This window comes from Lewinella sp., from assembly GCF_050633125.1.
Taxonomy (GTDB): domain Bacteria; phylum Bacteroidota; class Bacteroidia; order Chitinophagales; family Saprospiraceae; genus Lewinella.
The window spans coordinates 81,730-96,287 of record NZ_JBOEFX010000010.1 but is presented as its reverse complement, the minus strand read 5'-3'; the positions used below and the strand labels follow the sequence as shown (position 1 = coordinate 96,287).

The window sequence follows — 14,558 nt, the reverse complement described above, 5'->3', positions numbered from 1 at the left end:
ATAAGCCAAGGCTACCTCAAATTCATTAGGACGGCCAGTCACCAATGGTTCACCGTTTACATCCGTAAACTGAATGCTACCTAAAGAAAAATAACGCAATCCAAAACCAAGTGCCTGGAGGTCGTCTAATTTTTTATAACCTGTCAAATAGGCTAAATAAACATCATTGAGCCCTAATGACCGCAACCAAGGTGTATAAGTAGCCGAAACAGCTAAATCTTCTTCAGCCAAGACCAACTTAGAGGCATTGAAATGCATTGCATTTGGGTCAGCAGAAAGGCCAATTCCAACATCTCCCATTGCGCCCGAACGAGCATCACCAACTATTCGCAGGAATGGTACCGCTGTGGCTACCGTGTTGGTACAAGGTGTTCCGTCTAAGTTATAATATTTACCATCAGAGTCAAGGAAGCAGTTGCCCTGGGCACTAAGGTCGTTATTAAACGTTGTCAATACCAGTACGAGAGCTGCTAAACGTAGTACGTTCTTCATGAGTTTGAATTCATTTTCTAATAAATCGGAGCAAATATAGCTCCTTCTGTGACAAATTTGAGGATCAGCTTATAAACTAGTTTACAAAAGCCTTGCCAAAAATTCTTAGTGTGTAATTTTCACATCAAGAAAACCTTAAAAGGAGGTCCTTTATTTTACTGTTAATAAAAAATTAATGCCCTTCTCCGTGCATTGGTCAAGAATTAGACTTTAATCCTATCAAAATACTTAAAAAACGAGGGTTACTCTGGTAGCATGTGACCAGAATAACCCCAATTATTAATCCTTTGCAACAAAGCTGTCTAATGCTTTGGCTAATACACTTACTTCAAGATCACAAGTTTCTCAAACTCGCTTTGTCCACTGAGTTCCTGTCCGCTTTGTGTGCGTACCCGCACTTGGTACAGGTATACACCACGAGCTAGTTGATCACCATAGTCATCCCTACCGTCCCATTCGATACAGTCATCCAGGCGAAGTGCACCATCATTTGAGGGAATAAGTTCTTCGATAGTTTTCACCAAACGCCCGGATACCGTAAACACCTGAATCAACACTTCCAAGTCTTCACCAGCTACGTTGGTATCAAATTGAAAACAGGTCCGATCAGTGAAAGGGTTCGGGTAATTAAGCACGTTTTGTAATGCAATCTTTCCATCATCGGCAACGATGAATTCCGTCGTACCTTCTCCTAAGTTATTCGCTACATCCCAGGCACGCACCCGCATGGTATAAGTACCGGGAGCTAAATCCTTGAGCGGAAAGCGTACTTCTCCTTTAGTATAATCATCATTCTCTGCTTCGTAGAAATCGTTAAGTAAATAACTGCTTTGGGTATTTTCGTTGAGGAAACCCTCCAAGTCGTGGCCAATACTATTTCCCGTTACGTTTATCCCAAAATCATCTGATAACTTCACTACCAGGGTAGGGTTTGCCGTGACTTGGCTACCCGCAACAAAGTCCTCGGAGTTCATAAATACTTCTACTATCGGCGGCGTATCATCTATGACTCCATCAGGGTTTGAGCCTCCAATAATGAATCGTTCTTCACTTCCTCCTGCATCCACCCGTTGATCAGGATCGGCAGCGTAGTAGCTGATCTTGCCTGCACCGTATTGATAATTGATGTCTTTAGGTACTACAAACGAGAAGGTGAACTGACCATTCGTCACTGTAGCACGTCCACGGAAGAGTACATTTTTACGCACCATATATGTCCTTTCAGGACTGCCTTCGGGGTCGTTACGCAAGGTTTGGGCACCGATCCGTTTATCGTAGATGGTAGGAAATACCGTTCCATTAAAGTTACTTAGTAAGCTACCATTCAAATCTTCCACTTGCCCCGTGATAGTAACCGTTTCCAACGCGCTGAGCGTATCCAGGCTGGCAGTATCGACCTCAATACCATTAATCGAAGTCGTCGCTACGCGGAAACGCGGCAGTGCCGGACGCATCGCAGGATCACCCATTAACATGAATTTCCGTTCATTCTCGAAGCTTCCTGGTGCACTTAGCGCATTTTTAGCGATCCTAATCACATCGCCAAGACGGGTCCAGTCTCCTTGTTCATTTTGTTTCAGCATTTCGGTCAACGAACGGTTCGTCAAAGCTGCATTCCGGTTAGCAAACACAGGCCGTGTCGTTGTTAGAAGAGCGATAGCTCCTCCTCTCGGGGAGAGAATCAATTCCTCTCCGGCAGATACAAAGGCTCCATTATCATAATCTCCAAAGGTACAGGTAGCAGTAAGGAAAATACTGAGGCGGTCTAGGTTCTCCCAATTTTGAACCATGGGTATATCTAGCACGCGTTCTTGTGCCCAACCTCGGGGGCCACCGTGCCCTAGGTAAGTCGTAATTACCGAACCTCTGGTAATTGCCCGATCCAGTTGCTCCTCCACCGTTGGGTATCGGTCTCCGGCAGGCGTAGATTCCTGTGGAAAGAGATCGAACAAGAGTTTATTTATATTAAACTGCGGTTTTAGCTCTCTTACTAGTTCAGCTGCTTCGTTTGAATCGTCTGAATGCGCGGCATTATCTTCGTCATCACCCAAGAATGTCATTCTAGTTCGCCAATCCTGGTAGTAATCCGAATTGGTATCGTACTCAATGATCTTATTGATCACCGTAGCAGCTTCCTCTGGCGTCTTGACCGGTAAACGGCCAACAGCAGCACTCATATCATTAGCCAGCGGATCTGCACCAGGTTCATTATCAAAAATCACAAAAAAGTCATCAGAAGGAAACCCTTTGAGCTCATGGTTTTCATCTCGTTCATAAACGGGAACAAAATTGCCACCAAAACCATACAAATCCCGACAGTCAAAGGAACCATCACCTATTAGGAGTAAGTACCTCAAGCTACCATCGCGCTCAAAGATGAGTTTTGCAAAATCACGAATCGCCGTAGGGCTCACTCTCCCGCTAGAGAATTCGTTATAAATCTGATCAACAGGAACAGCCGTTACTTCCAAACCACTGAAACTACGCCGATGCTCCGTCAGCTCAAGTGCTTTTTCTGCAAAATCAGGGTGATAGACAATCAACATTTCCTGGCTTGCTAGTCCATGCAGGTTCTGTGGTTCAATCTTACCTACGGCTTCTGGGCCAGGGAAATCACCACTATTCTGAAAAGCGACAAATTCTCGTAACTGTTCAGCAGTTGTGAGTCCAAAGCGCAAGCTATTACCGCTAATAGTCGTTGCCTGTTCTTGTGGTTGTAAAGGATTCGAAATATCCCAAATACTAACATCATTGCCGGCATTATCAACGACAAAGGTCGTTGTGTTTTGCTCCATACTACGTGTATCACGAAAAAAGGTCTGATCTCCTTCAACTCGAAGGGCTAACCGAGCGCGAGCCTGAATAAAATCCAACCAGCCCGAACTTTGGTCAGAACCACCAGGGTGAGGGTAACGCAATAACACATCAAGGTTCTCTTCGGTAAGGTTTACGGTACCATTAAGGGAACTATTGGGTGCCAAGTCATTATAAATCTCGTTTTGTTCGCCAATCGGCACCCCGGGAACAGTTTGACTCGACAATGTTTGCCCGGCGATATCAAGGAAAAAACGAGAGCTTGGGCGGGCCCGTAATGCCATAGAAGCTCTAATTGTAACGGGTTCGTTGGTTTGTAACCCCTTCAATTCAAATAAATCATCATAAGCCTTTTCTCTGGCAAACTTGAAGAAATCACTGTACCAATGTTGGCCAGTACCTGTACCCGTAGCTTCAATTTCGTGTAGCGGGTTGACGCGATCTACTTCTGAACGAAAAACGCCATCATAAGTCGTTGAGGTGCCATCTGTAGCCTCGAGGCTACCCTGCTCTTGTATTCGCTGGCCATTGCCATTACCGCCTATCTTTATGAAGTAATAGTTACGTGAATCGTAGATATTTGTTTGCTGATCAAATCGGTCCTGTGCTACATTGTAATTCCATTTATTAGGTCCTTCAGCATACAACAAAAGGTAGTCTCCCCCATCAAAGCTACCGTCACCTTCACCAACGATACGAACTGCGTTCTCTACCAAGTCTTCGGGACGGTCTTCATTCACATCGTAAGGTACTAACCCACCACCATTTCCATAAACTTTGATACTACGAGGATCGATATTATCCAAATTACTGATACCCAATTCATCCTTGAGAAATCCATAGCTTAGTTTGTACACCCCTGTTGTAGGAATCGCAATTTTGTACACGTCGCCGTCACTGAGCACAGAATTAAAAGGGGGGCCGCCACGCAGCGTGCCACGTGGCTCGAAATTGACGTTAAGGACAAAAGCAGCTGCTTTCTGATAGGTATTGCCATCTTTAATAAAAGGAACGACAGCTATTTTTGCAAAATACCCTTCTGGTTCCCTGACGATATTGGTGGTAAACTTCAATTCAGTTCCCAGCTGCTCATCCTCGGGAGCATAGCGTTTGTTCAGAGGTTCAAAGCTCAGACTGGACACGGTTACATTAATGGCTCCAGGCCCACTGACAGGAAAGCGATAAATCCAGTAGGGATGAGAAGGAGCGGCATCGCCAAATTTTGCGTCAGGAAAAGCCCATTGCTCAATGGTTTGCTCCCCAATAAGGTAAGTCGTAGGTGTATCTTCCCAAAGAAAATCCTGACGAATGACCGTTTGAGAAAAAAGTTGCACTGCGAAAAGTACACAGCTTGAGATAAAGAGGAGTAGTTTTTTCATAACTTCAGTTGGTGCTGCACAAATTTAAAACAGCACAAAAATAGATGGAACATTCGTTTTTCCAATAGATGACTAAGCGATTCACTTCAAGCGTGTCAACTATTGGAAAAACCTTAGAGAATGTTTCATTTGTTTTTTGCGCAATAATTAATGTATTTGAAACGTAAACAGCCAATACCTATTTTTCGTTAACGGCAATTTGACCTCAAAATGTCGTTTAGCTGCAATGAACAAGTTTTTTATCACCGCTGGAAGACCAATTGTGTTAAAAATTTTGGGATGCGAAGGGGGTTTGTTAGTTTGGTCTTCGGAAAACTATAAGAAAACGACGAAATCGCGCAGCTATGAGGAGAAAGTTACACCTACTGGTAAGTTTGTTGTTCGTTATGACGATCACACTACAAGCCCAAGACCCTATTTTCAGTCAGTTCTTTGCTGCGCCATTACAGCTGAACCCTGCTTTTGCAGGAACAACGATTGCTCCTCGCTTCACTTTCAATCATCGAAACCAATATCCCAACTGGCCCAACGCTTATATTACTTACGCGGCCTCCTTCGAGCAAGAGATTGAGTCACTCAATAGTGGTTTTGGTATTCAGGTGATGACCGATGCTGCCGGAGATGGCATTTATAAAACCCATCAAGTATCGGGTATTTACTCTTATAAAATACAATTAGGCAGAGAAACCAATGTAAGAATAGGCCTGGAAGCTGGTTTCTATCAAACCAGAGTAGACTGGGACCAGCTTCGTTTTGGTGATCAACTCGATAACATTTACGGCGAAGAAATAAATGGCGTACCACTTCTCAGCGAAGAAAACCAACCAGCTTCGCTCACCACTACCTTATTTGATGCATCTGCCGGTATTCTGTTTTATAATCGTAATGTATACGGAGGTATTACGATGAAACACCTCAATCGACCTAACGAAAGTTTCCTTGCGATCAATGAAAATTTGTTCGCAGGACGGCCTTTACGGCTGACAATTCACGGGGGTGCAGAATTTGACCTTGGTCGGCGCAATAAGCGAGGAGGAACAACGTTTATCTCACCGAATGCTATGTTCGTAAAACAAGGTGACGTCGGGCAAATTATGCTTGGCACTTACTTGGGAACTGGCAGCATTTTTGGCGGTGCATGGTATCGTCACAACTTTACGCTTGCTGATGCTGCAGTTTTTTCGTTTGGTGTTCGACAGGGTGTCTTTCGGATTGCATATAGCTACGACATGACTGTTTCCACTTTAGCAGATGTTCCTAATGGAACCGGAAACACACACGAGATAGCCCTGATAATCAACCTGGAAGATAGTAAGATACTGGAGCGCAAAAGGCACTCCTCACGCTGGAACAACTGCTTCAAAATGTTCAATTAGAGAAGCTCGTTGACCGGTATAAATGTTAAAGTTCGCATTTTTGTGTCCAAGGATTGCGGAGGACGTTAGCTGGCTACCGTTTTTCTCCTATATTTGTTGGTCGATTCGCAAAATTAACTCGGTAAAGGGAATGAAAAATCTGTTAAAATTGGGCTCCATTGCTATGGGCCTCACGTTGGTGTTTAGTTCGTGTGGAAAGAAAGAATCCTCGGACGTCACCGGCTGGAATTTCAATGACACCAAATGGGGTGGCTTCGAGAAAAACCTCGATTATGAAGGACAACCTACGGGACCAAATCTGGTATTAATCCCTGGTGGTACTTTTGTAATGGGTAATACCGAAGCAGACGTAACTTTTGACTGGGACAATACGCCTCGTCGTGTTACGGTTTCCTCTTTCTACATGGATGAAACTGAAATCTCCAACCACAACTACCGCGAATACCTCTATTGGACCAAGAGAGTCTTTGGAGAAAGCTATCCGGAAGTTTACCTCAATGGTTTACCTGACACGCTGGTATGGCGTGATGAATTATCTTTCAACGAACCACTGGTAGAAACTTATTTCCGTCACCCTTCTTACGATGACTATCCAGTCGTTGGTGTAAGTTGGATTCAGGCTAATGAGTTCTGTAAGTGGCGTTCTGACCGTGTGAATGAGGCTATCCTCATCGAGCGCGGTATCCTTAATCCTAACATGGAGCAAAAGGATGAAGACAACTTCAACACCCAAGCTTACCTTGTAGGTCAGTACCAGGGAGATGTTCGCAAGAACCTCAAAGATTTGCAAACGGGAGGTGAAAGACCTGTTCGTTTCGAAGACGGTATCGTACTACCAGAATACCGCCTTCCTACAGAAGCGGAATGGGAGTATGCTTCTTTAGCATTGATCGGTCTTCAGGAAAACGAAAAAGACGAATTGTATACCGATCGTCGTGTCTATCCTTGGAGTGGATCTTCTGTTCGCTACCAGAAGCGTGATCGCTACCAAGGTTACATCCAGGCCAACTTTAAGCGTGGCCGTGGTGACTACATGGGTGTTGCCGGTCGCTTGAACGATAATGCCTGTCCTACTGCACCTGTACGTGCCTACCTACCTAATGACTTCGGTCTTTACAACATGGCTGGTAACGTAAACGAATGGGTACTTGATCTCTATCGTCCATTAACAACCACCGACTTGGTAGATGCTGACAACCATGATATGAACCCATATCGTGGTAATAAGTTCCAGCACTTAGAGTTGGATGAAGATGGTCGCCCTATTGAAAAAGACAGCCTTGGCCGCCTTCGCTACCGTTACGTAGAGGATGAAGAAGCAGCTGACCGTGAGAACTACAAAGTGGGTATGGCTTACAACTTCCTTGATGGTGACCAGCAGTCTGAAGCTTACTACGACTATGGTCGTCATACGCTGATCAGTGACGAAGCTCGTGTTTACAAAGGTGGTTCTTGGTCTGACCGTGCTTACTGGTTGACTCCGGGTACGCGTCGTTTCAAAGATGAAAACAAAGGTGACCGTGCAATTGGTTTCCGTTGTGCGATGATCCGGATGGGTGCACCAACGGACAACGAAACGGAAAGTGGACACTTCTTTAAGACGAAACGGAGTAGCCGTCGTCGTTAGAATTTTCCAGCTCCGCTGAAAAATTAATTTCAGAAAAGCCATTCTGCTCACTGCAGAATGGCTTTTCTATTATATTTGAGGCTTTTAACTATCAGGACAGTATCATCTTAGATCGAGATAATTCTATCCTATACCTGGCACTAAGTGGTTTGCGACATTTAGTAACGGGTATAACACTTATTTATTCTTCACAGCGCTGGTGCTAAAGGTTCCAGCCTACTTCTGTCGATATTTATGGCTTACACCACGGTAGCTACCTTATTGCAGCATTTTTCAAAATGCCAGCGAGTCTGTACTGACACGCGAAAGTTGTTGGCAGGTGATCTGTTCTTTGCCCTAAGGGGAGATAATTTTGATGGCAACCGCTTTGCTGCTCAAGCCCTGAAGGATGGCGCTGCTTTCGTCGTCATTGATGATCCATCAATCATAAAAGACGAACGTTATCTGCTGGTGGAAAATACATTGTTGGCGCTCCAGGCACTGGCTCACGCCTATCGCCAGCAATTAAATATTCCTATTGTAGCCATTACTGGCAGTAATGGGAAAACCACTACCAAGGAACTGGTAGCTGCTGTATTGAGTAAAGCTCACCAGACGCACTTCACGCAGGGGAATTTCAACAATCATATTGGAGTACCACTCACCCTGTTGGCCATGCCTTTGACCACCGAAATTGCTGTTATCGAAATGGGTGCTAACCATCAGGGCGAAATCGCTGAACTCTGCGAGATAGCAGACCCCACCCACGGCCTGATCACAAATATCGGCAAAGCTCACCTCGAAGGCTTTGGAGGAATTGAAGGTGTAAAAAAAGGAAAGTCCGAACTGTATACTTACCTCGCTACTCACCAAAGGGTAGCTTTTATCAATCTTGAAGAAGATTATCTTGAAGACTTAGCAATCCAGCATGGTGTCAACCGAAAAATTGACTATTGCCTTAGTACAACTCCAGACCCTACGACCCCTTTCTATGAGATCCGACTAGACCAGCTCGTCCCAACAATTAAGGTTTCATTTCTTAAGCCTGATGGCAATATTCGTACTGTAGAAAGTTCTCTCTCTGGTCGGCACAACTTGCAAAATATCATGACTGCGATTGCTGTGGGCAAGTATTTCAAAGTTTCTTCTCACTTAATCGTGGAAGGTATAGCCGAATATGTCCCCTCTAATAATCGCTCACAACGACTGGAGCATAAAGAAGTTGGTGTTTATCTGGATGCTTATAATGCGAACCCTTCTAGTATGAGAGCAGCGTTGCTAAATTTTGCAGCGGAAGCCAAAGGACCTCAGACGGTCATTTTAGGAGATATGCTGGAGCTAGGTAAAACAGCGGCAACAGAACATCTGGACATTGCCCAACTGGCACAGTCACTCGCATTTGAAAATATTACACTAGTGGGGCCACTATTTGCTGCCGCTGCTAAAGAACTGGGACTCCCCCATTTCCTCAGTGCGCAAGAGCTTAGGAATGCTTTGGATTGGCCGGCACTTGTTGGTACAGAACTGCTAATCAAGGGATCACGGGGGATGAAATTGGAGCTGCTACTGGAGCAGTAAACGTTTTAACCGGTTAACCAGTCTTTTGGTTTACCCATCCTTGCCCAAGCAATAAACGTTTTAACTAGTTAACCAATCTTTTGGTTTAGCCCCCTACTGCCCAGTGCTAAAACCTCCGAAAAGCATTCCAAAGTCGATCTGGCAATTCTTGCTGGATGGCTTTTTTATAATCGGAATAACTACATGGAATCAGACGGTGGCGTTGTTGCTTGCGGCTGGTTTTGGCAGGTACTTGTAGCCACCAGCGGCCACTCCGAGGGCTCTTCCAAAAAGTAAGTTTTTCTTCCTGTCCTTTCCAGTCGACAACATATTCAGTGAGGCCTTTATTGGTAACAGGATAATCGCCCAGCCGCTGATAATACCCCTCCGTAAAATACCAGACCAGTTGGGCTACAGCCTGCGCAGTAGGAGCTAATTTTCTTTTAGCACTATTATCGACACCGTAAATACCAAAGGACCGCAACTTATCACTCATTCCTGCATAACGGCAGAGTTGAGCGGCCTCTTCCAGAAAGAAACCGCTGGGGCTTGGGTTCAACTGCCCAGGAGCCTCCGATTGTTTTAGCGCATCCAGGTGAAGGGCTATGATATCGGCGTCCCTTAGTTGGGGTTCCACTTCTGCGAGACTCTCTCGTGCTTGCCCCAAACGGAGGTATTCATAATGCTGTTCTTCAAGCCAGTCAATAATTGCAGGATCTGTAAAATGCGCCTGTGCTCCAATGAGACTGAGATGAAATACACTCTCCTGCCTGTGCCGAAACAAATGATTGAGATACTTAGTCGAAGACTTTTTCCGATCCATACTGATAGGCACCTGCTCATCGATCAACGCAATACTTACCAAGTCGCGCAGGTTTAAAAACGATTGGAACTGCGAATAAAAAAGATTGGGGTTACCACCTATCAGAATGGGAAACAATTGACTGTCCATTACTTCTCGTAACAACGGAATGACAAAATCCTCGTTGGTCTTACGTAAGTTCCCTAAATCTGTAAACCCAAGATCTCCGAAGGCCCAACTCATGGGGTAGAGCGCTTCACGCACGGCATCAGCAGCCGTTGCATCCAGACCAATAAGCACGCATTGCTTGGAACTCAGGCTACCTTTCCCTCCTTGATAGAAAGAGATATTCGTGGCCCAGCTATGGGGCGCAGCAGAAGTAGCAATCTTAGTGGTTGGCTCCAGCCAGTGATCAAACATTCTTTCGCGAATAGGTTATGCGCCGAAAATAGGAAAATGGCAGCGCTTTGTTCACTTTTAAGGCATTATTATTCCAATTTCCTATATTTGCTGCGCCAAAAATTACTTGCCTTAGCAAGTATTACCAAACAGAACCAAACCATGGAAGATTTATTACAATTGTATCGGCAGAAACGCCCAGAGATCGTTTTTGAATGGTACGATGAGCCCACCGGTGCTGAGGGCTGGATTGTGATCAACAGCCTTCGCAACGGCGCTGCCGGAGGAGGTACAAGAATGCGCAAGGGCCTTACAAAATCAGAGGTCGAATCACTTGCCAAAGTAATGGAGATAAAATTTTCCGTAGCTGGCCCTAGCATTGGAGGCGCCAAATCCGGCATCAATTTCGACCCCAAAGATCCGCGCCGCCATGAGGTACTCGAACGCTGGTACAAAGCGGTGCTACCGATTCTAAAAAGTTATTATGGTACGGGCGGCGACCTCAATGTAGACGAACTAAAGGACGTTATTCCCATTACCGAGGATTTAGGTCTTTGGCATCCTCAGGAGGGAATTGTCAATGGCCATTTAAACAGCAGCAAAGGTGATAAAATTAATATCATTGGACAGTTGCGCTATGGTTGTGCCAAAATTGTAGAAGATGCGGAGTACGTTCCTGACGGTCCTAAAAAATTTGCAGTAGCTGACCTGATTACTGGTTACGGTGTTGCAGAATCCATACGCCATTTTTATGACCTCTACCATCAAGATACGGCAGCTGGAAAAACGGCCATTATTCAGGGCTGGGGCAATGTAGCTGCTACAGCAGCATCTTACCTCACGTTACAAGGTGTAAAAATTGTAGGTATCATTGATCGAGAAGGTGGTATCATTGCCCCTGAAGGGCTCGGTGTCGAAGAAATCAAAACCTTATTTATTGATAAATCAGGTAATGCACTGGAATCCGTCAATATGCTACCTTTTGACGAGGTCAACCAACAGATATGGTCACTAGGTGCTGATATATTTGTTCCCGGTGCAGCGTCTAAACTCGTGACACCAGAACAGGTAGCTATGATGCAAGCCGGTGGTCTTGAGGTAATTGGCTGCGGTGCCAATGTTCCTTTTATTGACGATGGCATTTTCTTCGGTCCTACAGCTACCCGCCTCGATCAGGAAATTGCTTTGATTCCTGATTTTATTGCTAATTGTGGAATGGCACGCGTATTTGCCTATTTGATGCAGCCAGATATTGAAGTAACAGATAAGGCTATCTTCAGCGATGTTTCAGCTACCATCCGTAAGGCACTGAGCAGGGTTCAGGAAACATCTTCCTTACCCGTAGGCATCTCTATGACGGCCTTAAATATTGCCCTGGAACAATTATTACCAGATAAAAAAGCAGCTGTAACTTCATAAAACACTGATTTTGGGCCAGAAAGAATGCTTTTCTGGCCCAATTTTTGGTAGAGCAGGAAAATTAACAATATCTTTGCTAAGATAAAGGCATTAGCTTGCATTTACCACGATAAACAATCCACCCAAAAACTACACAGAGATTGGTGAAACTCTTACCATTATCAAGCGTAAACAAGGTTTGACCTATTGGGTCAGGCCTTTTCTATTTATTACCCAAAAACAAGAACCCTTGAACATGACTTTAAAAATAACTCCTATGAAGATGAAAATTACAACAATTCTCCTTGGACTAGCACTCCTGCTTTGTGGGAATGTAAATCTCCAGGCCCAAAACGGATCAAACTCCAAGCCTAAGGATATGTACGAATTCGGTGTCAGTGGTGGCTATTTGTTTGTCGCTGGTGAAATTGATCCTGAGTTTGGCTATGCATATGGCCTGCACTTACGTAAAGCAACAGACTACCTTTTCTCTTTGCGCCTGGATCTTATGATGGGCAAAGCAAATGGCATGGGTAAAGATGGTAGTGATGCCTGGGATTTTGAGACCAACTACACCTCTGCAGCCGTTTTAGGTGTGTTCTCTTTAAACAGTGTACGGCTAGACCGCCCAAAGAAGAAAGTTAACCTCTACGCTATGATTGGTGGTGGGGTAAATTTCTTTGAAGTACTAGAGTATAATACGCCTGGTAATATTGCTGGTATTCCTAGAACAGGCTCTATTGCTTCAGAAGTTTCTCCTCATGCTACTGTTGGTGCAGGTGTTTCTTTCCGTTTGAGCAACAAGATTAATGTAGGTTTTGAACACCAATCCAGTGGCCTTTTTGGTAATCGTTCTGATTTGCTGGATGGCTTAAATAAAGAAGGCAGCCAAGGCAGTAAATCTATCGCTGGTGACATCTTGAATTTCACCAGTCTCCAGATGAATTTCAACCTTGGTAATCCTGCTTCACGCAGTGAACCGCTTTATTGGGGTAGTTTGGGAGAAGATATTATGAAAAATATTGACGATGTCAAAAAACGCCAGGATGTTGCCTTAGCAGATACCGACCAAGACGGTGTTATTGACGCCATTGACCAGGAACCTAACACACCTGCAGACGTACCTGTAGATACCAAAGGACGCACCTTGGATAGTGATAAAGATGGTGTTGCAGACTACAAAGATTTGGAACCTTACTATCCACCTCGTGCTGGTGAACGCGTAAACGAAGACGGTGTAGTGATCAACCCTATTGCTGCACCTGGAGGAGGCGTAACAGAAGAGCGAGTGCAAGAGATGATTGATGAAGCCCTTAGCCAGTACGGCCTAACAGAACCTAAAAACAATGTTGCGGAATGGTTCTTGCCTATGATCCACTTTGGCACCGACAACTATACCGTAAAGTATTCTGACTATGGTACACTTGCCAGTTTGGCACGAATGCTGAAAGCTAACCCTGATATGCGTTTGGTCATCACAGGCTTCACAGATAAAACTGGCCCTGAAGCTTATAACTCCAACTTGAGTTACCAACGTGCAGATGCAGTTGCCAAACACCTGATGAATCAGCACGGTATTGGCCGTAGCCGATTGGTTCTTCAATACAAAGGCCAACAAGACGCACTGGTTCCTTCAACGTCCAGTTATATGAACCGTAGAGTAGAGTTCCGAGTAGCAAGCCCAACTGATGTGGAAATGGATCGCCCCACTGGTTTGAAGCCTGGAAATAGCGACGGCTATTAATGGCACAGAAATCTGTTCTACCTTTACTTATTAGTTATAACTAAACAAGAATGCCTACTGAAGCCTCAGTGGGCATTCCTGTTTATTGGCCCACCTTAACATTTTTTTGCAACTAATCCTCAGATAGACTTGTTGATATACCCGTTAGAGATTTTCTCTTCCTTACCTTTGTGATTTCAAGAACAGCACAAAAATAAATTGAGCCTTCGTTTTTTAAAAAGATGGCTAAGCGGTTCAATTTAAGCGTGTCAGCTATTTGAAAAACCACAGAGAAGGCTCAACTTATTTTTTGCGCAATACGCATGGAATGTAAAGCGGAAGTAATCACGCATCCAAGTATGTCAGGAAAGTACCTCAAGCGGCAGGCAGAAGCACTCATCCCCACACCTTGGGGTAATTTCCGAATGCTGGCCTATGCCGAAACAGAAGAGGAATGGATGCCCCATATAGCCCTCGTTCATGAAGACTATCAAGAGGGGAAACCGACCCTCATTCGTCTACATTCAGAATGTATCACCGGTGATTTATTTGGCTCAAAACGCTGTGATTGTGGAGAACAACTTCACTATGCATTAGATCGTATTGCCAAAGAGAACGGTATCCTTCTTTATCTACGACAGGAAGGCAGGGGTATCGGTATTATCAACAAACTAAAAGCCTATCAATTACAGGATCAAGGGCTCAATACCATTGACGCTAACTTACACCTGGGGCTTGAAGTAGACGCCCGACAATACGACATTGGAATTTCTATGCTACAGGATTTGGGGGTTGAACAAGTTCATTTACTGACCAACAACCCAGAAAAAATAGAGGCTATAGATCAGTCCATAATTGAAGTTATTTCCCGGCAACCCATTGTTATTTCTCCCCAAGACGAAAACGCGGGCTACCTGAAGACAAAGCAGGAAGATATGGGACACTTATTTGATTTACTCTAAAAAAAGAACCCCGGATACTCAATCAAGAGCACCCGGGGTTCTTTTTTAGT

General features: G+C 44.6%; 9 protein-coding genes. 6 read left to right on the top strand and 3 right to left on the bottom strand.

All coding sequences use genetic code 11. The annotated features are described in order from the left end of the window. The coding region (locus ACRBG0_RS02320; protein WP_431485318.1) for a PorV/PorQ family protein at positions 1–492 on the bottom strand (492 nt) is incomplete at its 3' end. Positions 493–815: 323 nt separating this feature from the next. Then, on the bottom strand, positions 816–4,685 hold the full coding sequence (porU, locus tag ACRBG0_RS02315) for a type IX secretion system sortase PorU (RefSeq protein WP_431485317.1): 3,870 nt from the start codon (positions 4,683–4,685) through the stop codon (positions 816–818). A gap of 344 nt (positions 4,686–5,029) precedes the next feature. Here porU and ACRBG0_RS02310 point away from each other — a divergent pair, with 344 nt between their 5' ends. The 3 genes from ACRBG0_RS02310 to ACRBG0_RS02300 all read left to right on the top strand — a co-directional run bounded on the left by ACRBG0_RS02310 (position 5,030) and on the right by ACRBG0_RS02300 (position 9,245). Beyond that, positions 5,030–6,061, top strand: coding sequence for a PorP/SprF family type IX secretion system membrane protein (locus ACRBG0_RS02310; RefSeq protein WP_431485316.1), 1,032 nt, complete (start codon positions 5,030–5,032; stop codon positions 6,059–6,061). A gap of 130 nt (positions 6,062–6,191) precedes the next feature. Continuing rightward, positions 6,192–7,688, top strand: coding sequence for an SUMF1/EgtB/PvdO family nonheme iron enzyme (locus tag ACRBG0_RS02305; RefSeq protein ID WP_020538676.1), 1,497 nt, complete (start codon positions 6,192–6,194; stop codon positions 7,686–7,688). A 234-nt stretch (positions 7,689–7,922) separates the two neighbouring features. Then, entirely contained in the window at positions 7,923–9,245 is a 1,323-nt protein-coding gene (locus ACRBG0_RS02300) for a UDP-N-acetylmuramoyl-tripeptide--D-alanyl-D-alanine ligase (protein WP_431485315.1), read from the top strand. Between the two features lie 106 nt (positions 9,246–9,351). Here ACRBG0_RS02300 and ACRBG0_RS02295 read toward each other — a convergent pair whose 3' ends face one another. Then, on the bottom strand, positions 9,352–10,446 hold the full coding sequence (locus ACRBG0_RS02295) for a hypothetical protein (RefSeq protein WP_431485314.1): 1,095 nt from the start codon (positions 10,444–10,446) through the stop codon (positions 9,352–9,354). Between the two features lie 141 nt (positions 10,447–10,587). Between ACRBG0_RS02295 and ACRBG0_RS02290 the strand changes: the two genes are divergently transcribed. From ACRBG0_RS02290 to ribA, 3 genes are all read left to right on the top strand, one after another. After that, positions 10,588–11,844 (top strand): Glu/Leu/Phe/Val dehydrogenase dimerization domain-containing protein, encoded by a 1,257-nt coding sequence (locus ACRBG0_RS02290; RefSeq protein WP_431485313.1) that lies wholly within the window; start codon positions 10,588–10,590, stop codon positions 11,842–11,844. A 256-nt stretch (positions 11,845–12,100) separates the two neighbouring features. Further along, positions 12,101–13,567, top strand: coding sequence for an OmpA family protein (locus tag ACRBG0_RS02285; protein ID WP_431485312.1), 1,467 nt, complete (start codon positions 12,101–12,103; stop codon positions 13,565–13,567). A 302-nt stretch (positions 13,568–13,869) separates the two neighbouring features. Further along, positions 13,870–14,508 carry a GTP cyclohydrolase II gene (gene ribA, locus ACRBG0_RS02280; RefSeq protein ID WP_431485311.1) on the top strand — a complete coding sequence of 213 codons (639 nt, stop codon included), beginning with the start codon at positions 13,870–13,872 and terminating at the stop codon, positions 14,506–14,508. Positions 14,509–14,558 lie beyond the last annotated feature (50 nt).

Bases quoted from the DNA above. Each gene is read 5' to 3' on its own strand.
- ACRBG0_RS02310 (WP_431485316.1), top strand. From the start codon at position 5,030: ATGAGGAGAAAGTTACACCTACTGGTAAGTTTGTTGTTCGTTATGACG.
- ACRBG0_RS02290 (WP_431485313.1), top strand. From the start codon at position 10,588: ATGGAAGATTTATTACAATTGTATCGGCAGAAACGCCCAGAGATCGTT.
- porU (WP_431485317.1), bottom strand. From the start codon at position 4,685: ATGAAAAAACTACTCCTCTTTATCTCAAGCTGTGTACTTTTCGCAGTG.
- ACRBG0_RS02295 (WP_431485314.1), bottom strand. From the start codon at position 10,446: ATGTTTGATCACTGGCTGGAGCCAACCACTAAGATTGCTACTTCTGCT.
- ribA (WP_431485311.1), top strand. From the start codon at position 13,870: ATGGAATGTAAAGCGGAAGTAATCACGCATCCAAGTATGTCAGGAAAG.
- ACRBG0_RS02305 (WP_020538676.1), top strand. From the start codon at position 6,192: ATGAAAAATCTGTTAAAATTGGGCTCCATTGCTATGGGCCTCACGTTG.
- ACRBG0_RS02285 (WP_431485312.1), top strand. From the start codon at position 12,101: ATGAAGATGAAAATTACAACAATTCTCCTTGGACTAGCACTCCTGCTT.
- ACRBG0_RS02300 (WP_431485315.1), top strand. From the start codon at position 7,923: ATGGCTTACACCACGGTAGCTACCTTATTGCAGCATTTTTCAAAATGC.